The 19,279-nt window shown below is 65.7% G+C and carries 20 protein-coding genes; 6 read left to right on the top strand and 14 right to left on the bottom strand.

Going from position 1 to position 19,279, the window contains the following annotated elements; all coding sequences use genetic code 11:
• The first annotated feature begins 24 nt into the window (after positions 1–24).
• A complete protein-coding gene (gene msrA, locus N6H05_RS21415; RefSeq protein WP_004211369.1) occupies positions 25–558 on the top strand; it encodes a peptide-methionine (S)-S-oxide reductase MsrA in 534 nt (177 codons plus the stop codon).
• A gap of 114 nt (positions 559–672) precedes the next feature.
• Entirely contained in the window at positions 673–942 is a 270-nt protein-coding gene (locus tag N6H05_RS21410; RefSeq protein ID WP_284111589.1) for a hypothetical protein, read from the top strand.
• Positions 943–968: 26 nt separating this feature from the next.
• Here N6H05_RS21410 and N6H05_RS21405 read toward each other — a convergent pair whose 3' ends face one another.
• The gene (locus tag N6H05_RS21405; protein ID WP_284111588.1) at positions 969–1,925 is read right to left on the bottom strand and encodes an L-threonylcarbamoyladenylate synthase; all 957 of its coding nucleotides are present in this window, start codon (positions 1,923–1,925) and stop codon (positions 969–971) included.
• 110 nt (positions 1,926–2,035) lie between these two features.
• On the opposite strand from N6H05_RS21405, the gene N6H05_RS21400 reads away from it, so the two are divergent.
• Positions 2,036–2,851: an ATP-binding protein gene (locus N6H05_RS21400; RefSeq protein ID WP_284111587.1), complete on the top strand. Its 816-nt coding sequence runs from the start codon at positions 2,036–2,038 to the stop codon at positions 2,849–2,851.
• 3 nt (positions 2,852–2,854) lie between these two features.
• Here N6H05_RS21400 and N6H05_RS21395 read toward each other — a convergent pair whose 3' ends face one another.
• The 3 genes from N6H05_RS21395 to N6H05_RS21385 form a co-directional block, all read right to left on the bottom strand.
• Positions 2,855–3,193, bottom strand: a complete 339-nt coding sequence (locus tag N6H05_RS21395) for a hypothetical protein (protein WP_230588606.1) — start codon at positions 3,191–3,193, stop codon at positions 2,855–2,857.
• A 128-nt stretch (positions 3,194–3,321) separates the two neighbouring features.
• Positions 3,322–4,650 carry a PQQ-dependent sugar dehydrogenase gene (locus N6H05_RS21390; RefSeq protein ID WP_284111586.1) on the bottom strand — a complete coding sequence of 443 codons (1,329 nt, stop codon included), beginning with the start codon at positions 4,648–4,650 and terminating at the stop codon, positions 3,322–3,324.
• 240 nt (positions 4,651–4,890) lie between these two features.
• Positions 4,891–5,061: a hypothetical protein gene (locus N6H05_RS21385; RefSeq protein WP_010337933.1), complete on the bottom strand. Its 171-nt coding sequence runs from the start codon at positions 5,059–5,061 to the stop codon at positions 4,891–4,893.
• Positions 5,062–5,291: 230 nt separating this feature from the next.
• On the opposite strand from N6H05_RS21385, the gene N6H05_RS21380 reads away from it, so the two are divergent.
• The gene (locus N6H05_RS21380) at positions 5,292–5,495 is read left to right on the top strand and encodes a hypothetical protein (RefSeq protein WP_188080863.1); all 204 of its coding nucleotides are present in this window, start codon (positions 5,292–5,294) and stop codon (positions 5,493–5,495) included.
• A gap of 69 nt (positions 5,496–5,564) precedes the next feature.
• On the opposite strand, the gene argC is transcribed toward N6H05_RS21380, so the two are convergent.
• The 4 genes from argC to N6H05_RS21360 all read right to left on the bottom strand — a co-directional run bounded on the left by argC (position 5,565) and on the right by N6H05_RS21360 (position 9,241).
• Complete coding sequence (gene argC / locus N6H05_RS21375) at positions 5,565–6,509, bottom strand: N-acetyl-gamma-glutamyl-phosphate reductase (RefSeq protein ID WP_284111584.1); 945 nt, start codon at positions 6,507–6,509, stop codon at positions 5,565–5,567.
• A complete protein-coding gene (locus N6H05_RS21370; RefSeq protein ID WP_284111583.1) occupies positions 6,506–7,414 on the bottom strand; it encodes a C40 family peptidase in 909 nt (302 codons plus the stop codon). Before N6H05_RS21370 ends, argC begins: the two co-directional genes overlap by 4 nt.
• Positions 7,374–7,781 carry a MarR family transcriptional regulator gene (locus N6H05_RS21365; protein ID WP_284111582.1) on the bottom strand — a complete coding sequence of 136 codons (408 nt, stop codon included), beginning with the start codon at positions 7,779–7,781 and terminating at the stop codon, positions 7,374–7,376. The genes N6H05_RS21370 and N6H05_RS21365 overlap by 41 nt, the downstream gene beginning before the upstream one ends.
• Before the next feature lie 62 nt (positions 7,782–7,843).
• The gene (locus tag N6H05_RS21360; RefSeq protein WP_284111581.1) at positions 7,844–9,241 is read right to left on the bottom strand and encodes a leucyl aminopeptidase family protein; all 1,398 of its coding nucleotides are present in this window, start codon (positions 9,239–9,241) and stop codon (positions 7,844–7,846) included.
• A gap of 156 nt (positions 9,242–9,397) precedes the next feature.
• On the opposite strand from N6H05_RS21360, the gene N6H05_RS21355 reads away from it, so the two are divergent.
• Positions 9,398–9,598 (top strand): hypothetical protein, encoded by a 201-nt coding sequence (locus tag N6H05_RS21355; protein WP_004211387.1) that lies wholly within the window; start codon positions 9,398–9,400, stop codon positions 9,596–9,598.
• Positions 9,598–10,440, top strand: coding sequence for a DUF4163 domain-containing protein (locus tag N6H05_RS21350; protein ID WP_284111580.1), 843 nt, complete (start codon positions 9,598–9,600; stop codon positions 10,438–10,440). The genes N6H05_RS21355 and N6H05_RS21350 overlap by 1 nt, the downstream gene beginning before the upstream one ends.
• Positions 10,441–10,518: 78 nt before the next feature.
• Here the strand turns inward: N6H05_RS21350 and rimO are convergent, their stop codons facing one another.
• From rimO to serS, 6 genes are all read right to left on the bottom strand, one after another.
• Positions 10,519–11,901, bottom strand: a complete 1,383-nt coding sequence (gene rimO / locus N6H05_RS21345; RefSeq protein WP_172438596.1) for a 30S ribosomal protein S12 methylthiotransferase RimO — start codon at positions 11,899–11,901, stop codon at positions 10,519–10,521.
• 94 nt (positions 11,902–11,995) lie between these two features.
• Positions 11,996–14,821: a TonB-dependent receptor domain-containing protein gene (locus tag N6H05_RS21340; protein WP_284111578.1), complete on the bottom strand. Its 2,826-nt coding sequence runs from the start codon at positions 14,819–14,821 to the stop codon at positions 11,996–11,998.
• Positions 14,822–14,976: 155 nt separating this feature from the next.
• Positions 14,977–16,035 carry a potassium channel family protein gene (locus N6H05_RS21335; protein ID WP_284111577.1) on the bottom strand — a complete coding sequence of 353 codons (1,059 nt, stop codon included), beginning with the start codon at positions 16,033–16,035 and terminating at the stop codon, positions 14,977–14,979.
• The gene (locus tag N6H05_RS21330) at positions 16,032–17,135 is read right to left on the bottom strand and encodes a LysM peptidoglycan-binding domain-containing M23 family metallopeptidase (RefSeq protein WP_284114290.1); all 1,104 of its coding nucleotides are present in this window, start codon (positions 17,133–17,135) and stop codon (positions 16,032–16,034) included. The genes N6H05_RS21335 and N6H05_RS21330 overlap by 4 nt, the downstream gene beginning before the upstream one ends.
• Positions 17,136–17,194: 59 nt before the next feature.
• A complete protein-coding gene (gene surE, locus N6H05_RS21325) occupies positions 17,195–17,959 on the bottom strand; it encodes a 5'/3'-nucleotidase SurE (protein ID WP_284111576.1) in 765 nt (254 codons plus the stop codon).
• A gap of 13 nt (positions 17,960–17,972) precedes the next feature.
• Complete coding sequence (gene serS, locus N6H05_RS21320; RefSeq protein WP_284111575.1) at positions 17,973–19,250, bottom strand: serine--tRNA ligase; 1,278 nt, start codon at positions 19,248–19,250, stop codon at positions 17,973–17,975.
• Between the last annotated feature and the right edge of the window lie 29 nt (positions 19,251–19,279).

Raw genomic sequence — 19,279 nt, 5'->3', positions numbered from 1 at the left:
AAGCTGGATAAGGATTATCGATATATGGCGCAGGAAATCGCAACGCTGGCTGGTGGCTGCTTCTGGTGTACCGAAGCAGTCTACCAGACGCTCAAGGGCGTGGAATCGGTCCAGAGCGGCTATATCGGCGGCACCAAGGTCGATCCGACCTATGAGGAGGTCTGCACTGGCAATACCGGCCATGCCGAAGCGATCCGCATCGCCTTTGACCCGGCCGTCATCAGCTATGCCGATCTGCTCGACATCTTCTTCGCCACCCACAATCCGACGACGCTGAACCGCCAGGGCAACGACATCGGGACGCAGTATCGTTCGGCGATCTTCCCCCATTCGGCCGAGCAGCAGGCCGAGGCCCTGGCCGGCATCGCGCGGGCGCAGGTGGACCAGGTCGATCCGGTCGTGACCGCGATCGAGGCGGACGCCCCCTGGTATCCGGCCGAGGATTATCACCAGAAATATTGGGAGCGGGTCGGCGACCAGAATCCCTATTGCATGGCGGTGATCCCGCCCAAGCTGGCCAAGCTGCGCAAGGGCTTTGCCGCACGTATCGAGGAATAATCCTCGGCTTGACCGATTTCCCGACGGCTCGTCCGGTTTCGCCGCGTTCTTAGCCTATGGTTAATGTCGACCATGGCAGATGCGGCGCAACGGACGAGTCGGGGGACTTTGAGAATGACCAGGACGATCATGCTGCTGCTGGCACCGGCGATGTTGCTGATGCTGCCGGGCTGTATTGCCAAGACTGCGGTGGATGTTGTGACCCTGCCGGTGCGTGCAGGTGCGCAGGCGGCGGACTGGGCGACCACCAGCCAGGATGAGGCCGACCGCAATTATGGCCGCAAGATGCGCAAGCAGGAGGCCGAGGAAGGCAAGGCGCGCAAGAAGGCCGACGAACAGCGCCGCCGCGAATGCCGCAAGGCCGGTTACGACAATTGCGGCTGAGCCCCGAAATCCGTCAGATCGCCCGGTCAGGCCGCAGCGCGGCGTAACCGGTCGTTGATGGCGGTGCCGATCCCCTCGTCGGGGATGGGCGCGACCGCGATCCGCGCCTGCGTGCTGGCATCGGCGACATGCAGCGCCGCGAACAGATTGGCCGCCGCCTCGCGCAGGTCTGCGTCGACGCTCAGGTTCAGATGGCAGGGCATCAGCCCGAAGCCGATCAGATAGTCATCCTTCTCCGCCCGCAGCGCGTTGAGCCGCACCGGCTTTGACGGCGCATAATGGCTTTCGAGCTGGCCGGGCGCCTCGATCTTCGCATTGTCCTTGCCAGTGATCACCGGCAGGCCACTTGCCTCCTCCAGCATCGCGGCCGTAACCGGACCGGGACGCAGAAGGCGGATGCGGTCCGCTTCCGGTGCGGCGATGGTCGATTCCAGCCCCTCGCTGGTCGGGCCTTCGTCCAGGATCATGCGGATCTTGCCGTTGAGGCTGGCCAGCACATGCTCGGCCCGGCTGGGGCTGATCGATCCGCTGCGATTGGCCGATGGCGCGGCGAGCGGCCGGCCGCTCTCTCGGATCAGCGCGCGCATCGCCGGATGGGCCGGCAGGCGCAGCGCCACGGTCGGCAGGCCAGCCATCACCAGCGGCGACAGGCCGCTATCGGCCCGCACCGGCAGCACCATGGTCAGCGCGCCCGGCCAGAAGCGGGCGGCAAGCTGCTCGGCCTGAGGCGAGAAATCGGCCAGCCGCCGCGCCATCTCCATATCGGCGACATGGACGATCAGCGGGTTGAAGCTGGGCCGCCCCTTGGCGCTGTAGATGCCGGCGACCGCCTGGGAATCGGTGGCATCGGCCGCCAGGCCATAGACGGTTTCGGTGGGAACGGCGACAGGTTCGCCGGCACGGATCAGCAAGGCGGCCTCGCGAAGCGCTTCCGCGCCATAGCGGCAGACCCTGGTGGAAAAGGCTGGATTTGGGATAGTCACGACCCCCGCGATATAGACCCCGGAACGCCGCAGTAAAAGGCCATTGCGACAGTGACATGACATTGTTGGCAAAGCTTGCCGCAACGGCGCGGCCCGGCTAATCCCGCGCCATGAACGACGCCCTGCTGACCCGTATCGCCGAAGCGCTGGAACGGCTCGCGCCGCCGCCGGCTTCCTCTGCCGACCTTGCGGCTGCTCCTGCCTATGTGTGGGACGGGGTGGCGATCTGCGCGGTGGATATGTTCGACCCGGTGGATTATGATCTGCTGACCGGCATCGATGCGCAGAAGAGCGCGCTGCTGGACAATAGCCGCCGCCACGCCGCCGGCCATGCCGCGCATGACGTGCTGCTGTGGGGCGCGCGCGGCACCGGCAAGTCGGCTACCGTCGCATCCGTGGTGGGCAAGCTGCAGGCGGAAGGGCAGGACATCGCCTTGCTGCAATGCGCGATCGACGAACTGGCCAGCCTGCCGGCGCTCTTCACCCTGCTGCGCAGCACGACCCGGCCCTTCATCCTCTTCCTTGACGATCTGGGCTTTGACGAGGGCGTGGGCGATGCCCGTGCGCTGCGCTCGCTGCTTCAGGGCGGCACCGCCGCGCGTCCGGCCAATGTCCGCCTTTATGTGACGTCCAACCGCCGCCATATCGTGCCGCGCAACCTGTCGGAACAGGACGATCCGATCAATCCGCGCGATGTGGTCGATGACAAGATGGCGCTTTCGGACCGGTTCGGCCTCAGCCTCGGCTTCCATGCGCTCGACCAGGACGCCTATGTCGCCATTGTCGAGGGCTATGCCCAGGCGCTGGGCCTCAGCGTCGAGCCGCTCGACGCGATCCAGTGGGCAACGCAGCGCGGCAGCCGCTCGGGCCGCGTTGCCTGGCAATATGTGGTCGAACTCGCCGGCCGTCACGGCCTCTCGGTCTGATTCTCAGTCGCCATCCTTTTCGGCCAGGCTCAGAAATTCGTCGACCAGTCGGTCCAACTCCTTGCGGCAACGCGGCGGATCGACGGCGGTGTCGCACAGCGGCGCGGCATCGGCCATCGTCTTGATGACACGGGCCAGGCTCAGCGTGTCGCTGTGACGCTGGCGATGGGCGAGAGCGGCGAAGGTGTTGAAATACATTTCCGCCAGCCGGCGGTCATGCTCCAGGTCATAGCCCTGTCGTCGGTCCGGCTGGCCCAGCGCTTCCATGCGCAAGTGATGAAGGGATCGCCGCGCGCTGTCCGCCCGCAACTGATATAGCTCCGCCGGTTCGATTGGTTTCATCTTGGACGCCTGTCGCATCGCGTATCAGCGCGCGAACGGGGCAATATATCCCGGCTGTTGCCCGGCCGAAATTAAGCGTCTGGTCTTGCGAACAAGTTTTTTCGACGCATCGGCCGGGCGCGCCATGATTATTGTGCGCGGGTCACCCGCCAGACGACACCGCCGACATCGTCCGCTACCAGCAGCGCACCCTTGGCATCCACGGTCACGTCGACCGGGCGGCCATGGGCCGCGCCCTGCGCATCCAGGAAGCCGGTCAGCACATCCGTCGGCTTGGCCTTGCCGACTTCGCCATTGTCCTGGAACGGGATGAACACGACCTTATAGCCGGCGGCCGGCTTGCGGTTCCAGCTGCCATGCAGGCCGACAAAGGCGCCATTGCCATAGGCGGCGCCAAGCTGCGCATCCTTGGAGAAGCTCAGGCCCAGCGGCGCGACATGGTTGCCCAGCGCATAGTCGGGGCGCTTGGTATATTCGCGGATTTCCGGCCGCTGCGGCTGGACCCGGCGATCCTCATAGCCGCCCCAATAATTCCACGGCCAGCCATAGAAGGCACCGAATTCGACGCGGGTCAGATAGTCGGGAACCAGATCGCCGCCCAGCATGTCGCGCTCATTGACCACGCCCCACAGCACGCCGCTCCTGGGTTCGAACGCCAGGCCGACCGGATTGCGCAGGCCCGACGCATAGATACGATAGTCGCCGGTCTTGGGATTGACCTCCAGCACGGCGGCGCGGTTGGCTTCGCTTTCCAGACCATTTTCGCCGATATTGCTGTTCGATCCGACACCGACATAGAGCAGCCCGTTGGGGCCGACGGTCAGGCTGCGGGTCCAATGCATGTTCGGCGCCTGGGCGGGCAGGTTCAGGATCTTGCGGCCCTTGTCGCTGATCTTGGTCTCGCCTTCTTTATAGGGGAAAGCCATCAGCGCATTGGTGTTGGCGACATAGAGTGTGTCGCCGATCAGGGCCATGCCATAGGGCGAATAGAGGCCGCTCAGGAACACCGTCTTGGTGTCTGCCTTGCCGTCGCCGTCGGTGTCCCGCAGCAGGCTGATGCGGTCGGGCGAGGGGACGCCGGCGCCGGCCTTGTTCATCAGGAAATTCATCACCCGGCTGACGATGCCGGTCTGCGGGCGGGGCTGGCTGTTGGTTTCCGCCGTCAGGATGTCGCCATTGGGCAGGCGCAGCAGCGATCGCGGATGGCTCAGCCCTTCGGCAAAGCGCTCCACCACCAGTCCCTTGGCGGCGACAGGCTTTTCCCCGGCCTTCCACGGCTTTACTTCGGCGATGTTGACGGTCGGGAAAAACTCGTTGCGCGGCGTGGTGAAGCGCGGCTCTGCTCCGACATCGGCGCCCGCCGGCAACTGGGCGGTATCGCCCTGCGCGAAATAGAGGAAAGCGCCGCCGGCAATGACCAGCGCGATGAGGGGGATGGCGATGAAATGCTTCTTCATGTCGCCACATCTATGCGGCGATGCGGCGCCCGGCAAGGCGCTCCGTTGCGCGGGTGGTTAGTTAGAATCTGTTTGGAAATGCGCCTCCGGCACATCCGCACCGGCCCGCACCCCCACCCGACCGCCCAGACATGGTATCCTGATAGGTGGTCGGGTGGGGTTCAAACGAGTCACATGCCTCGTTTGAAGGCCGGTGCCGCATCGAAAATGCGCTCTTCCGCGCATTTTTCAAACAGGCTCCTAGGCCTTTCGTTCGCGCAGCCACAGCAGCAGGGCAATCAGGATGCCGGCCCCGGTGCCGACCAGCAGGCCGATGCTGGGCTGGCCCAGCAGGCCGCCGCCGATCGCCCCGGCCATGATCAGCAATGCGATGATGGCGCCCGCGCCGGTCGGATTCTTCGCCTTGTTCATGGCCTATCCTTGCCATGGCCCGTCGCCTATGGCCAGATGCTTGTCGCGCCGTCCTTCCCGTCCCGGATTGGAACGGCGGGCGTCCCGAAATGGCGCGTTTGTCCCGACCTGGGACTTGCCTAACCGGTCGTTCACCTTCGTCTCCGGCCCGCTGTGCCAAAGCATCAAACTGGCATGGAGGTTGATTGGGGGTAACGAAAGGGCGCGCAATAATCGGGGGTTGCATGAACATGCCGTATCTTTCGGATCGAAAGAGCTATGAGGATGCGACGGAACTGATCGCGACCTTTGGGGCCAATGCCGGCTATGAGGCCGCGGCGCGGGCCGATCGCAGCCGTGATCTCGGCAACCACATCCATTTCTGCCACTGGCGACAGATCGAGCGGCTGATCGTGCTGCTGGCCCATGACCAGCCGCTCGGCACGATCCACTGATCGCCTGAACGCAAAAAGGCCGGAGCGTGACAAACGCTCCGGCCTTTTTGCTGTCTGCTTGCAGGCGATTTAGAGCCGCAGGCCGGCCGTTTCCGGCAGGCCGGCCAGGATGTTGAGATTCTGCACGGCGGCGCCCGCAGCGCCCTTGCCCAGATTGTCGAGCGTGGCGACCAGGCGGGCCTGGCCGCTCTGCGCATTGCCGAACACCGACAGCGACAGGCGGTCGGTCGCGCCGACATGCTCGACCTCGATCTGTGCCATGGCTTCGCTGTCGGCCAGCGGCGTCACGCTGACGATCGGCGACCCTTCATAAGCGGCGGCCAGCGCGGCGTGGATGTTCGCCGGGGCTGGCGTGCCGGGCATGGCGCGCAGTTGCAGCGGCACTTCCACCAGCATGCCACGATAGGCGTTGGCGACGGCCGGCGCGAACAGCGGCGGATGAGCCAGGCCCGAATAGCGGGTCATTTCCGGCACATGCTTGTGCGCCAGGCTCAGGCCATAGGCGCGGAAGGCGGTCGGCGCACCGTCAGTGCACTCATATTCGGCGATCATCGCCTTGCCGCCGCCCGAATAGCCCGATGCACCCGACACCGTCACCGGCCAGTCTGCCGGCAGCAGGCCGGCCAGCACCAGCGGACGGACCAGACCCAGGAAGCCGGTCGGCCAGCAGCCGGGATTGGCAACGAAGCGGCTGTTGGCCAGCCGCTCGCGATGGCCCGGCTCCAGTTCGGGGAAGCCATAGGTCCAGCCGTCGGCGACGCGGTGCGCGGTCGATGCGTCGATCACGCGGGTGCGGTCATTGTCGATCATCGACACGGATTCGCGCGCGGCATCGTCGGGCAGGCACAGGATCACGATGTCGGCCGCGTTCAGCGCGTCGCGCCGGGCCGCCATGTTGCGGCGATCCTTCTCGTCGACCGTGATCAGCGACAGTTCGGACCGGTCGGCCAGGCGATCGGCAATCTCGATGCCGGTGGTGCCATGGCCGCCGTCGATGAAGATCTTCGTGGTCACAGGGCAATCCTCCGCCGCGCGATGATCGGCTGTTCATGGTCGGGCGCCAGCCGGGCGACGACATCGGCCAGCGGCTCGACCACCACGGCCATCCAATGGGCGTTGGCGTGCAGCATATGGGTGGCGTCGGCCATGATCCCGACATGGCCGGGGAAGAAGATCAGGTCGCCGCGCTGCAACGGCGCGCTCGCCTCGATCGGCGCGCCAATGCCCTCGCACTGCAGGTCGGTGTCGCGCGGCACGGCGATGCCGCATTCACCCAGCGCGACCTGCACCAGGCCCGAACAGTCGATGCCGCGATGGCCACGGCCGCCCCAGACATAGGGCTGGCCCAGATAGCGCTGCGCCACCGCGACCCAGTCGCTTTCCGGCGAGTCGAGCGGGGCGGCATGGCGGCCATGGATGAAGCCGTCGCCGGTCGCGAGGAAGCTGTCCTCGGTCTCGCCGCCGAAGCGGGCGCCCAGCGGCCAGTGATCGGCGATCGGCGCCTTGATGTCGGCGCGGCTGAACAGCGGCGCGCTCTGGTTGACGATGCGGTGGCTGGCCGCCTCCTTCACGTCCAGCGCGTCGCGGCGGATATAGCCGACATAGCCGTCATGCCCGCAAAAGCCCCAGGCCCAGTCGGTCGTGACGTCGAGCGCATGGAAGCTTTCACCGCGCAGCAATTCGCTCACCGCCTCGGCCGTGTGCGAGGGCTGGGACAGGATCGGCGCACCGGGCGCCACGCAGGTCAGTTCGACCGCGCGGGCATAATGGGCGGAAAAGAGCACGCCGGCGAGCGAGATATCCGCAAGGTCGCCACGCGCCGCATGCACGCGGTGGTCGAGCGCGACGGATCTGCCGTCCAGCTTGAACCGGGTTCTTTTAGGCGGTGCGCTCCGCGCGGTGTTGATCTGGCCTGTCATCGCGCGCGGTTCCTGCGATGAAATGGTGAAAGGCGTCAAGGAATTCCGCGCCCTTCGACGTGCGGGTGATGAAAATATTGCGCCGATCGGCCGCATCCCGCTCTCGTCGGAGATAGCCGAGCGCCGAAAGCTTGTTCAGCGCGCGGGTGATGACCGGCTTGGACACATGCAGTTGTTCGGCAAGGCCACGGACCGTATGCGGGCCACCGCCGATATAGACGGTCAGCATCAGGGCCATCTGGCGGTTGGTGAGGTCGGGTTTCCCCGACCGCACATAATCCACCAGGGTCCGCATCCACTGGCTGAGCGGCTGTATGCCGGGACGGTCGATCTGGGCGGCCTGTTGCGGGGAAGCGAGCGCGTTCATGCCCCCCTAACGCATGATAGCCAATCCGGTTGCGTAACGGATCGCAGGATATTGCAGTTTGGCTATCGTGCGCCGTCGTAGCGCTGCTGGAGCAGGCGGAAGACCGCGCGCAGGCCCAGCGCCTCGCCGCCCTTGGGCCGGCCCGGACGGGCCGCCGGTCGCCAGGCGAAGGTGTCGAGGTGAAGCCAGGCCGTGCCGTCCGGCACGAAGCGTTGCAGGAACAGGGCCGCGGTCACCGCGCCGGCAAAGCCGCCTTCGCCGGCATTGTTCAGGTCGGCAATGTCGGACTTCAGCATGTCATAATAGCCGTCCCACAGCGGCAGGCGCCAGGTCGGGTCGTCGACAGCCGTGCCGGCCGCTGCAATGTCGGTCGCCAGCGCCTCGTCATTGGTGAACAGCGCCGGCAGGTCCGGGCCGACGGCTACGCGCGCCGCGCCGGTCAGGGTGGCGAAGTCCACGATCAGCTCGGGCTTTTCCTCGCCCGCGCGGGTCAGCGCGTCGCCCAGCACCAGGCGCCCCTCGGCGTCGGTATTGCCGATCTCCACCGTCAGCCCCTGCCGGCTGCGCAATATGTCGCCGGGGCGGAAGGCATTGCCGCTGATGGCATTTTCGGCGGTCGGCACCAGCAGGTGCAGCCGTACCGGCAGGCGCGCGCCGATGATCAGCCGGGCCAGCGCGATCGCATGGGCCGCGCCGCCCATATCCTTCTTCATCAGGCGCATGCCCGATGATGGCTTGATATCCAGGCCGCCGCTGTCGAAGCAGATGCCCTTGCCGACCACGGCGATGCGCGGCGCGCTGGGATCGCCCCAGCTCATTTCGATGAGGCGCGGGGCAAAGCTCTTGTCCGCCGCCTTGCCGACGGCATGGATCATCGGGAAACCCTGCTCCAGCGCGTCGCCACGCGTCACCTGCACGTCTCCGCCATGGATCTGCGCCAGCTGGCGCACGGCCTCTTCCAGATCCTGCGGCCCCATGTCGGCGGCCGGCGTGTTGACCAGGTCGCGGACCAGCGCCACCGCTTCGGCCTGCTGCACGATCGCCTCGATCCGGGCGACGTCGCTCGTCAGCAGCACGCGTGGGCCGGTCGCGCCCTCATCCCTGCGATAGCGTTCGAACCGATATTGCGCCGTCAGCCAGCCCAGCGCCGCCGCGCCAGTGTTGCCCTCGGCCAGGCGATAGCTGCCCTCGGGCAGGCTTTCGGCCAGCCTGGCCAGGCACCAACTGCCGAGCGCGTCGCGCTTGGCGACCCCGGCCACGACCGACCAGTCGCTCTGTCCCTCGCCGGGGATGATCGCATATTCGTTCGGCTTGGCGTGGAATTTCTGGGCGCTGATCAGGGCGCGGACCCGCTCGGGCTGGGCAGTGAACCAGGCGTCCAGTTCGGCCGCTTCGATCAACTGGATGGAACGGGCGGGCTGGCCATTATCGGCTTTGAGCAGGTCGGCAAATTCGGTCATGCACAGGGATGTAGGAGAAAGCGCTCCACATGGGAACGGGCCATTTTTTGCATCTTCTTTCGTCCCGGTGGAAACCCGGCCGGCCGTCAGGGCATTTGCCTATTGTGGCCCAAGTGCCTAGGTTCCAGATCATAATAAACGGCAAGGAGAGTAGCCATGATCCGTTCCGACAATAGCGGCCTGCAGGCGCTGCGCGCCCGCGCCTATGCGCTGGCCGAAAGCGGCCAGTTCGCCAACGCCCATGCGGTCGAGCAGGCGCTGGTGGCCGAAGGCTGGCCCAATATCCATCGCGCGCTCGCCGGCGACTATGCGCGCAAGGCGATCAGCGAACGCTGCCTGACGGCCAAGCCGCACTGATGCGGGCAGGGTGGGGGAACGGGACGACGGGGCTGCTGCTCGCAGCCCTGTTGCTGTCGGGCTGTTCGCGATCGCAAGAGGATGATCCGCCCGGCGGCAACATGCCTGCCAATGCGACGATGCGCGCCTTTGTCGACCGCATGGCCGGCACCACGCGGCCCGCTGCCCCACCCGCCAAACCATTTGAGCAGTCGGACAAGACCGATCTGCTGGAATTTCTCTACGCCTATCCGGCGCAGGCGGCGGCGATCCCGACGCTGGTCGATCGCTTCGCCAGGGCCATGGCCGAGAACAAGGCCGATGCGCTCAAGATGGCGACGCAGGATCGGGACTCGGCGAAGAAGGCCGGCTTCCCCTTCCACACCCACAGCCGCGAGACGCGCTGGAGCGTGATGGCCGATACGCCGCGCTTCCTGGCGCTCGAGTCCGCCAATTACATGTATACCGGTGGCGCCCATGGCATGACCGGCTATGAAGCGCTGCTATGGGACAAGGAGCGGCGGCGCGAGACCGATTTCGGCGCGCTGCTGACCTCCGAAGCGGCCTTTGCAGCGGCGATTCATGACAGTTTCTGCAAGGCGCTCGATCGGGCGCGGGCGGAAAAGCGCGGTGCGCCGGTGGTGCCGGGCGACGATGATTTCACCAAATGCATCGATCCGATGAAGCAGGTGCTGGCGCCGATATCGCGCGACGGCAAGTTGATCGATGGCATCCAGGTGACGATCGGCCCCTATGGCGCCGGCCCCTATGCCGAGGGCAGCTATGACATCAAGCTGCCGATCGACGCCGCGATCTACAAGGTGATCAAGACCGAATATCAGGACGCCGTCGTCAGGCCCTGAGAATAGCCGCCATTGCGAGGCGCGAAGCGCCGCGGCAATCCATGGATTGCGTCGCTGCGCTCGCAATGACGATCCTGTTCAGGCCGGCACGCCATACAGGTCGTGATCGTCGGCATCCTCGATCAGCACGTCGAACATGTCGCCCGCCTTGCGGCCTTCGCCGACGTCGCGCAGGAAGACATTGCCGTCGATTTCCGGCGCGTCGGCCTGGCTGCGCGCGGTCGCGCCGATGCTGCCATCTTCCTCGTCCGGCTCGCCGACCTCGTCGATGATCACCGGCATGACCCGGCCGACCTTCGCCTGCAGCTTGGCGGCGCTGATCGCGGCGGTCTTTTCCATGATCCGCTGATAGCGTTCTTCCTTGACCTCTTCGGGCACCGCGCCGGGCAGGTCATTGGCGGCTGCGCCCTCGACCGGCTCGAAGCGGAAGGCGCCGACGCGGTCGAGCTGCGCCTCGTCCAGCCAGTCGAGCAGATACTGGAAGTCCGCCTCGGTCTCGCCGGGGAAGCCGACGACGAAGCTGGAGCGGATCGCGATGTCTGGGCAGATGTCACGCCACTTGCGGATGCGGTCGAGCACCTTGGCTTCATTGGCCGGGCGCTTCATCGCCTTCAATACGCTCGGCGAAGCATGCTGGAAGGGAATGTCGAGATAGGGCGTCAGCAGCCCTTCGGCCATCAGCGGGATGACATGATCGACATGGGGATAGGGATAGACATAGTGGAGGCGGACCCAGGGCGCGACGCCGTCCGCCGTGCGCAGCTGGCCCAGTTCGCGCGCCATGTCGGTCATATGGGCGCGGACTTCGCGGCCCTTCCACATGCGCGGCTCGTGGCGGGTGTCGACGCCATAGGCCGAGGTATCCTGGCTGATGACCAGCAATTCCTTGGTGCCGGCCGCGACCAGCTTTTCCGCCTCGCGCAGCACCGCGTCGATCCGGCGCGACACCAGGTCGCCGCGGATCGAGGGGATGATGCAGAAGGAGCAACGATGGTTGCAGCCCTCTGAAATCTTCAGATAGCTGTAATGGCGCGGGGTGAGCTTCAGCCCGCCTTCGGGCACCAGGTCGACAAAGGCGTTGGGGATGGGCGGCGATGCGTCATGCACCGCATTGACCACCTGCTCATATTGATGCGCGCCGGTGACGGCCAGGACCTGCGGGAATTTCGCGCGGATCACGTCCGCCTCGTCGCCCATGCAGCCGGTGACGATGACTCGGCCATTTTCAGCCATGGCCTCGCCGATCGCTTCGAGCGATTCTTCCTTGGCGGAATCGAGGAAGCCGCAGGTGTTGACCAGCACGACGTCGGCGCCGGCATAGTCGGCGGACATCTGATAGCCGTCGGAACGCAGCTTGGTCAGGATACGTTCGGAGTCGACCAGGTTCTTCGGACAGCCGAGCGAAACCATGCCGATCTTCGGCGCGTCTGGGATTTTGGTTGCCATGATCGGCGCGCACATAGGGATTTTTGCGCCAAATGTCACGGGGTAGCCGAAAAGACAAAGGGCGCGCCCAAATGGACACGCCCTTCGCCATGGCTAAGGGCCTGATCCCTTACATCTTGTAGGTCAGGCGCAGATAACCGAACTGGCCCGGCACATCATAGGTGGTGGGATCGAAATTGGCGCTGTCGCAGGTGAAGCAGGCCGGCGGATCCTGATCGAACAGATTGTTGACGCCGAAGGTCAGCCGAGTGCGATGGTCCATCCAGGCCGGCGAGATATAGAGCTGGATGTCACCATAGAAGGTGCGGCCAAGCGAATGCTCGCCGTCGCGTTCATCGACGCCGCTGATGTAGCGCCCGGTGAAGGAGGCGCCATAGCCCGGCGTCGACCAGTCGAGCGTGGCATTGGCCTTGAACTTGGGATAGGCCTGATCCGGGCTGCCCCGTTCGGTGCCGGCATATTTCTGGGTCGGCGCATTCAGGTCGGCGGGCGGCTCGACATTATATTTGAACAGCCAGGCCGCGTTGACGTTCAGGCCGATCGTGCCGTTCGAAATCACCGGCGAGCGATAGTTGAACGATGCGTCGATGCCGTCGGTCTTGATGGCGTTCAGGTTCTGCAGCACGCCGTTGATGCCCGCGACGCTGCCGCTGCCGGTGCGGCTGATGGCGGCGCAGCTCACCGGATCGGCCTCATAGGCGCAACGCGACAGGGTCAGCGAGGCCGGGACCGAGTCGATCGCGTTCTTGAGGCTGATATTATAGTAATTGACCTCCAGCGTCAGGGTGGTGGCATAATTGCCGCGCGCCCAGGACGGGCTGTAGACGCCGCCGAGCGTCCAGGTCTTGGCCGTTTCCGGCTTCAGCGCGGTCGACCCTTGCGAGAAGATGCCGAGCTGGCCGCCGGTCGGTTCGGCATAGCTGCCATCGGGCGGCACGCCATTGGCGATGCAGTTGGCGCGGACGGTGGCATTGGTCTGGAACGCGCCGCCCGCCGCGCTGGTACAGGGATCGTCGATCGTTGCGTCGGTGCGCGAACGACCGGCATAGAGTTCGCCGATGCTCGGCGCGCGCAGGCTTTCGGCATAGCCGCCGCGGAACAACAGATCCTTGACCGGCTTCCACAGGCCCGACGCGGTGAAGGTCGTGTTGCTGCCAAAGCTGCTATAGTTGGAATGGCGGACCGCGCCGTCCAGCTCCAGCTTCTGGAAGAAGGGCACGTCGGAGAGGATCGGGATGCGGATTTCGCCATAGACTTCATCGACATTGAAGCTGCCCGCGGCCGGGCTGGTCGGCACGTCGGCGCCCAGACCCGCCGTGATGATCGGATCGGGGGTGTAGCTCGCCCGCTGGTTACGATGTTCATAGCCGACCGCGAAGGCGACCGCACCGCCGGGCAGGTTGAACAATTCGCCCGACAGGTTGGCGGTGGCGTCCCACAATTCCTGGGTGCTGCGGTCATGTTCGTCGAATGTCACATAATCCAGCATGGCCTGGGTGATTGATCCCGCGCCGCCGAAGATGTTGAACGGCACGCACTCGCCGGTGCAGTTGCCGACCGGACCCAGCGCCTGGGCCAGCTTGGATGCGTTCAGGTTGCCGGTGAAGGTCTGGTGCGCATTGTTGCTGCCATAGATGCCGTTGACGTCCCAATACCAGGTGCGCGAACCGACATCGAACGACCCGTCCAGAGTGGCGGCCATGGTCATGGTGTCGACGCTCTGGGTGAAGGTGCGCGGCCCGCCTTCGATGAAGCGCCGGCGCACCGTGGAATAATTGGCCGGCGACCCGTCGGCCCCGGACGAGAGGGTCACGCCGAACGGGTTATAGGGGTTGCTGGCATCGATCGTGATGGTGTCGAGTAGATTGCCGTTGCCGGCATCCGGGCCGATGAACAGCGGCAGCGGCGCGGCTATCGTGGTCGATCCGCGATGCTGATAGACCATGCGCGTGCGCAGGTTGATATTGTCGCTCAGTTCCGCCTTCAGGTTGATGAAGCCGCCATAGCGCTCCGACGGGGTGAGCAGATAATTATAGGGCTGGAAGTTGAAGGAGTCAGTTGCCGAACTATAGTTGCGATAGTCCGACAGCACAGGCGCACGGCCGATGACCGGGTTGCTGAGCGTCAGGCTCTGGCCCAGTACGTCATAGCGGCCATTGGGCGTCGCGCTGGAACAGCCGCCAGCGGCGCAGCTGGTGGCGCCCGGCGTCGGCCATTGGGAGATCGAACGGGCTGACGTGCCGACGCTGCCCTGGTTCACATAATTGGCGCCGAACACGATCGAGACGCGCTCGCTCTGGACGCCATAGCTGGCATTGATGTCCCAGGTGTCGCCATCGCCCTGTTCATAGGTGCCGAACTGGGCGGACAGGTCGAGCCCCTTCTGCGACTGTTTGGTGATGATGTTGACGACGCCGGCGATTGCGTCCGACCCATAAAGCGGGGAGGCGCCCGATTGCAGCACCTCGACCCGTTCGATCATGTTGGCGGGGATCGAATTGAGGTCGACCGAGGCGGGAATGCCACCGGCCGCCGAGCCGTTCACATAGCGCATGCCATCGACCAGGATCAGCGTGCGCTTGGCGCCCAGATAGCGCAGGTCGACTTCGGCCGAGCCGGAGCTGACGCCGGTGCCGTCGGGCGGGCCACCGATATTGCCGGCATTGTTGACCTTGGTGTTGAGGCCGCCGGCGGCGCTGGGAATGCGCTGCAGCACGTCGGCGATGGAGGAAAGGCCGGTCCGCGCGATCGCTTCCTGATCGACCGTGACGATCGGCTTGTCCTGGTCCAGCGGATTCTGGCGGATGCGCGATCCGGTAACGATGATGGCCCCGGCATCATCGGCCTGCGGCGCAGCGGATTGGGCGAAAGACGGTGCGTTGTAGATGAAGGCGGACAGCAGGACGCCGGTTTTCAGGAAATTTTTCAAGCGCATATTTCACCCCTCAAAAATCAGACCTGAGGGGGAGTGTTGCCATTCTATGACAGCAAGGCAATTGGCCTCATGCTGCGCTGCACCGTGGGTAGCACGAATTTTGCCATATGTTGCTGTGGCGCAACAAACATGTTCAGTCTGTCGCTGGTTTGAACCTATTGATCGTCGACGCGGGGCGTGGCGCCGGTTTCTTCCACGATCTCGATGATGCAGTCGCCGGTCTGGAGCGCTCGCGCGCCTTCTTCCCAGAAGCCGATAGGATGGTCGCCGCGATAGATGCGCACGCCCAGGCCCGTGCCGATGGCCGAAAGCGGCTGGCCGATTTCCTGCGGCAGGACCGGCCGTTCGTGCAGCTTCACCCGACCACCCGATGCCGCGAGATCGGCCATATAGTCGGCGATATGCTTGCCGCTGGTGCTGCCGGCCAGCAGCAGCCCGGCAAAGCTGACCGGGTTGATGACCGTGGTGGCGCCGGCTTGGCGCGCGGGCACCTCATTGTCCTCGTTGCGCACGACGATGCTGATCGGCAGGCGCGGCGCCAGGTGCCGCGCGGTGAGCGTAATCAGGATCGAGGTGTCGTCGCGTCCTGCCGACACGATCATCGTGCGGGCGCGGTGGATGGCCACATCCTTCAGCGTCTTGTCGCGCGTGCTGTCGCCGCACAGCACGTTGCAGCCCAGCGCTTCGGCATGGTCCAGCGCCTTCTCGCTGCCGTCGATCACCACGATCTCGCGCGGGTCGGTGCCGCGCGCCAGCAGTTCGTTCACCGCCTCCTGGCCGCTGGTGCCGAAACCGGTGACGACGATATGATTGTGCAGATCGGCCTGAATGCGTGCCATGCGCCACCTGTAGAGGATGTTGCGGAAGAAGAGATTATAGGCGGTGCCCAGAAAGATGATCCAGACGAACAGCCGGATCGGCGTGACGAAGATGGATTCGAACAGGCGCGCTTCGGGCGAGACCGGCACGATATCGCCATAGCCGACCGTGGTGACGGTGACCGTGGTGAAATAGAGCACGTCGATGAAGCTGATCTGGTCGTCATAATTGTCCTTGAGACCATCGCGCCCGAACCAGTGGAGCGCCAGCACGATCGCGATCAGGCCAAAGACCAGCACCACCCGCCAGGCGAGGTCCGCCCAGACCGGCAGCGCCGATCGCCGCCGCAGAAAGCCGGCCATGGACGATGCCGATGGTGGCGGCGCGATCTTCATGAGGTGGGCAGCTGGGTCATGGGATTGATCGGCACCCGGTCCTTGCGCAGCTCGAAATGCAGCTTCGGCTTGCTGGCATAGCCTGTGTCACCGCTGAGGCCAATCACCTGACCCTTCGTCACCTTCTGCCCGCGCACCACGTCGATCCGGTTGGCATGGCCATAGGCGCTGACCCAGCCGCTGCCATGGGTGATGAGGATGAGGCCGCCGAACACCGCGATGCTGTCGCCGGCATAGGCGACGACGCCGTCCGCCGCTGCCCGGATCGGCGTGCCGATCGGCGCGGCAATGTCGATGCCGTTATTCTTGGCACCGCTTTCGCCGGGGCCGAAGCGGGAAAGGATATTGCCCTTGAGCGGCCAGGCGAATGGACCGGAAAAGCCGCCAGGCTGGGCGATCGGCACATTGGAGGGCAGGGGGCGGGGCTGGGCCTTGGCCACCGCGCGCGGCTTCTCCTCGGCAACGGCCGGCTGGCCGCCGGTCAGCACATCGTCGATATCGATGCGGAAGGCGGCGGCGCGCTGCTCCAGGCTGGATGCGGCCGGCCGCACCGGCTGCGCCGCCACCGGCGCGGCCGGCATCCCGCCACCGGGCAGCAGCAACCGCTGGCCGCGCCGCAGCACATAGGGTTCGGTCAGGCCATTGATGTCGACAATCTCGCTCCACCGCACGCCATAGGCCACGGCGATCGCGATGCCCGTCTCGCCCTCCGCCACCGCATGATAGCGCCCACCGGGGATCGACAGGCTCTGCCCCGGCCGCAGCGCATAGGGCGGCGCCAGCCCATTGGCCCGTGCGATCGCGTCCGATCCCGCGCCGGTGCGGTTGCCAATGCCGCGCAGCGTGTCGCCCGGCTGCACGCTATAGGTGCTGGCGGCCACCGTCCGCGCATTCGCCGTCACCTGCTGCGCGGTCCAGACTGGTTTGCGCTCGATCATCTGCGGTTCGGGCGAGGCGTGCTGGGATGGTTGCGGCGGCATGCTCGGCGATGGTGGAATGGCGGGCGCCGGCTGGGCCGGGGGCAGGGGCGCGGCATAGGGCGCGCTGTCCTGCACGGGGGCAGGGATACAGCCCGCCAGCAGCAGCGGCAGCGGCGCCATGGGCAGCCAGCGCCGCCCCTTGTCATGTCCAGCCATATGGTCTCCCCCCGGAGCGTAAGTCAGTCCGAAAATGCCTGCGCCGTCGCCGCCAGCGCGCCATCCTGCGTCAGATCATAATGGAGCGGCGTCACCGCGATATAGTCTTCTGCGACGGCCGCCAGATCACTGCCCTCGGGCGCGGAATCGCTGCGGCCCAGGCCAAACCAGTAATAGCGATAGCCGCGCGGATCGGTGCCCTCGATGATTTTGGTCCGGTCGATGTCATGGAAGCCCTGCCGCACCACGCGCACGCCCTTGACCCTGTCCGGGTCGATCGCGGGAAAATTGACGTTGAATAGCAGGCGCGGGCTGGCCGGCATCGCGATCAGCGGGCGCAGCACCCGCTCGCCCCAGGCCTCCGCTGCGGCAAAGGGCACCGCATCGCCCATCGCCTCGCGGGCATAGACCTGGCTCAGCGCGATCGACTTGATGCCGGAAATCGCGCCCTCCATCGCAGCCGCGACAGTGCCCGAATAGGTCACGTCCTCGGCCAGGTTGGCGCCGCGATTGACGCCCGACAGGACCAGATCGGGCTTGGCATCCTTCATCAGATGGCCGACCGCCATCATCACCGCGTCGGTCGGCGTGCCGGTGACGCTATAATGCTTTTCGCCATGCTTGCGGATGCGCAACGGGCGGGTCAGCGTCAGGCTGTGGCCCGCGCCCGACTGTTCCTCGCTGGGCGCGACGATCCAGATATCGTCGGACAGGGTGCGAGCGATCGCCTCCAGCACCTTCAGCCCCGGCGCATGGACGCCATCGTCATTGGTGAGGAGGATGCGCATCGCCCGTTCCTTTTTATCGCGGCTCCAGCTTGGTGATGCCGCCCATATAGGGCGCCAGCACGTCGGGCACGATCACGCTGCCATCGGCCTGCTGGTAATTTTCCAGCACCGCGACCAGCGTGCGACCGACCGCCAGGCCCGATCCGTTGAGGGTGTGGAGGAAGCGCGTCGCCTTCTCCCCCTCCGGCTTGTAGCGGGCGTTCATCCGCCGCGCCTGGAAATCGCCGCAGTTGGAAACGGAGCTGATCTCGCGATAGGTCGCCTGGCTCGGCAGCCAGACTTCCAGGTCATAGGTCTTGCGCGCGCCAAAGCCCAAGTCGCCGCTGCACAGCAGCATCTTGCGATAGGGCAGGTTCAGCGCCTGCAGGATGCCCTCGGCCGCCTGCACCATCCGCTCATGCTCGGCGTCGGATTCCTCGGGCGCGCAGATCGCGACCAGCTCGACCTTCTCGAACTGATGCTGGCGGATGAAGCCGCGCGTGTCGCGCCCGGCCGATCCGGCCTCGGACCGGAAGCAGGGGGTCAGCGCAGTCAGCCGCACCGGCAGGGTGTCGGTCGGCACGATCTGCTCGGCGACCAGATTGGTCAGCGACACTTCGGCAGTCGGGATCAGCCAGCGGCCATCGGTGGTGCGGAACAGGTCCTCGGCGAACTTCGGCAACTGGCCGGTGCCGAACAGCGCCTCGTCGCGCACCAGCAGCGGCGGGTTGGTTTCCTCATAGCCGTTGGTCGCGCTCTGGGTGTCCAGCATATATTGCGCCAGCGCCCGGTGCAGCCGCGCCATTGCCCCACGCAGCGCAGTGAAGCGCGCGCCCGACAGCGCCGCGCCGCCCTCGAAATCCAGTCCCAGCGCCGGGCCGAAATCGGCATGGTCCTGCGGCGCGAAATCGAAATCGCGGATAGTGCCCCAGCGGCTCAGCTCGACATTGCCGGCTTCATCCGCGCCCTGCGGCACATCGTCGGCGGGCAGGTTGGGGATCGCCGCCAGCATCGCATTGAGCGCCGCGCCGACCTCGGCCTCTGCTGTTTCCAGCGCCGGCGTGCCTTCCTTGAGCGCCGCGACCTCGGCCTTCAGCGCCTCGGCCTTTTCCATGTCCTTGGCCGCCATCGCCTGACCGATCGCCTTGCTCGCCTCGTTGCGGCGGGCCTGCCCCTGCTGCAACTCCGTCTTGAGCGCGCGGCTCTTTTCGTCCAGCGCCAATATATCGGCGGACAGCGGGGCCAGGCCACGGCGCGCCAGGGCGGCGTCGAAAGCGGCGGGATTTTCGCGGATGAAGCGGATGTCGTGCATCGCTGCCCTATGCCGCCGCGGACGAGGCC

This window comes from Sphingobium sp. WTD-1 (assembly GCF_030128825.1).
GTDB lineage: Bacteria > Pseudomonadota > Alphaproteobacteria > Sphingomonadales > Sphingomonadaceae > Sphingobium.
This window is presented reverse-complemented; position numbering and strand designations above follow the sequence as displayed.

Excerpts from the sequence above, each read along its gene's own strand:
- N6H05_RS21355 (WP_004211387.1), top strand. The coding sequence starts at position 9,398 with ATGATCCGTTCCGACAATAGCGGCCTGCAGGCGCTGCGCGCCCGCGCC.
- N6H05_RS21400 (WP_284111587.1), top strand. The coding sequence starts at position 2,036 with ATGAACGACGCCCTGCTGACCCGTATCGCCGAAGCGCTGGAACGGCTC.
- N6H05_RS21365 (WP_284111582.1), bottom strand. The coding sequence starts at position 7,781 with ATGAACGCGCTCGCTTCCCCGCAACAGGCCGCCCAGATCGACCGTCCC.
- surE (WP_284111576.1), bottom strand. The coding sequence starts at position 17,959 with ATGCGCATCCTCCTCACCAATGACGATGGCGTCCATGCGCCGGGGCTG.
- N6H05_RS21395 (WP_230588606.1), bottom strand. The coding sequence starts at position 3,193 with ATGAAACCAATCGAACCGGCGGAGCTATATCAGTTGCGGGCGGACAGC.
- N6H05_RS21380 (WP_188080863.1), top strand. The coding sequence starts at position 5,292 with ATGCCGTATCTTTCGGATCGAAAGAGCTATGAGGATGCGACGGAACTG.
- rimO (WP_172438596.1), bottom strand. The coding sequence starts at position 11,901 with ATGTGCGCGCCGATCATGGCAACCAAAATCCCAGACGCGCCGAAGATC.
- msrA (WP_004211369.1), top strand. The coding sequence starts at position 25 with ATGGCGCAGGAAATCGCAACGCTGGCTGGTGGCTGCTTCTGGTGTACC.
- serS (WP_284111575.1), bottom strand. The coding sequence starts at position 19,250 with ATGCACGACATCCGCTTCATCCGCGAAAATCCCGCCGCTTTCGACGCC.
- N6H05_RS21350 (WP_284111580.1), top strand. The coding sequence starts at position 9,598 with ATGCGGGCAGGGTGGGGGAACGGGACGACGGGGCTGCTGCTCGCAGCC.
- N6H05_RS21335 (WP_284111577.1), bottom strand. The coding sequence starts at position 16,035 with ATGAAGATCGCGCCGCCACCATCGGCATCGTCCATGGCCGGCTTTCTG.
- N6H05_RS21330 (WP_284114290.1), bottom strand. The coding sequence starts at position 17,135 with ATGGCGCCGCTGCCGCTGCTGCTGGCGGGCTGTATCCCTGCCCCCGTG.
- N6H05_RS21390 (WP_284111586.1), bottom strand. The coding sequence starts at position 4,650 with ATGAAGAAGCATTTCATCGCCATCCCCCTCATCGCGCTGGTCATTGCC.
- N6H05_RS21410 (WP_284111589.1), top strand. The coding sequence starts at position 673 with ATGACCAGGACGATCATGCTGCTGCTGGCACCGGCGATGTTGCTGATG.
- N6H05_RS21370 (WP_284111583.1), bottom strand. The coding sequence starts at position 7,414 with ATGACAGGCCAGATCAACACCGCGCGGAGCGCACCGCCTAAAAGAACC.
- N6H05_RS21340 (WP_284111578.1), bottom strand. The coding sequence starts at position 14,821 with ATGCGCTTGAAAAATTTCCTGAAAACCGGCGTCCTGCTGTCCGCCTTC.
- N6H05_RS21385 (WP_010337933.1), bottom strand. The coding sequence starts at position 5,061 with ATGAACAAGGCGAAGAATCCGACCGGCGCGGGCGCCATCATCGCATTG.
- N6H05_RS21360 (WP_284111581.1), bottom strand. The coding sequence starts at position 9,241 with ATGACCGAATTTGCCGACCTGCTCAAAGCCGATAATGGCCAGCCCGCC.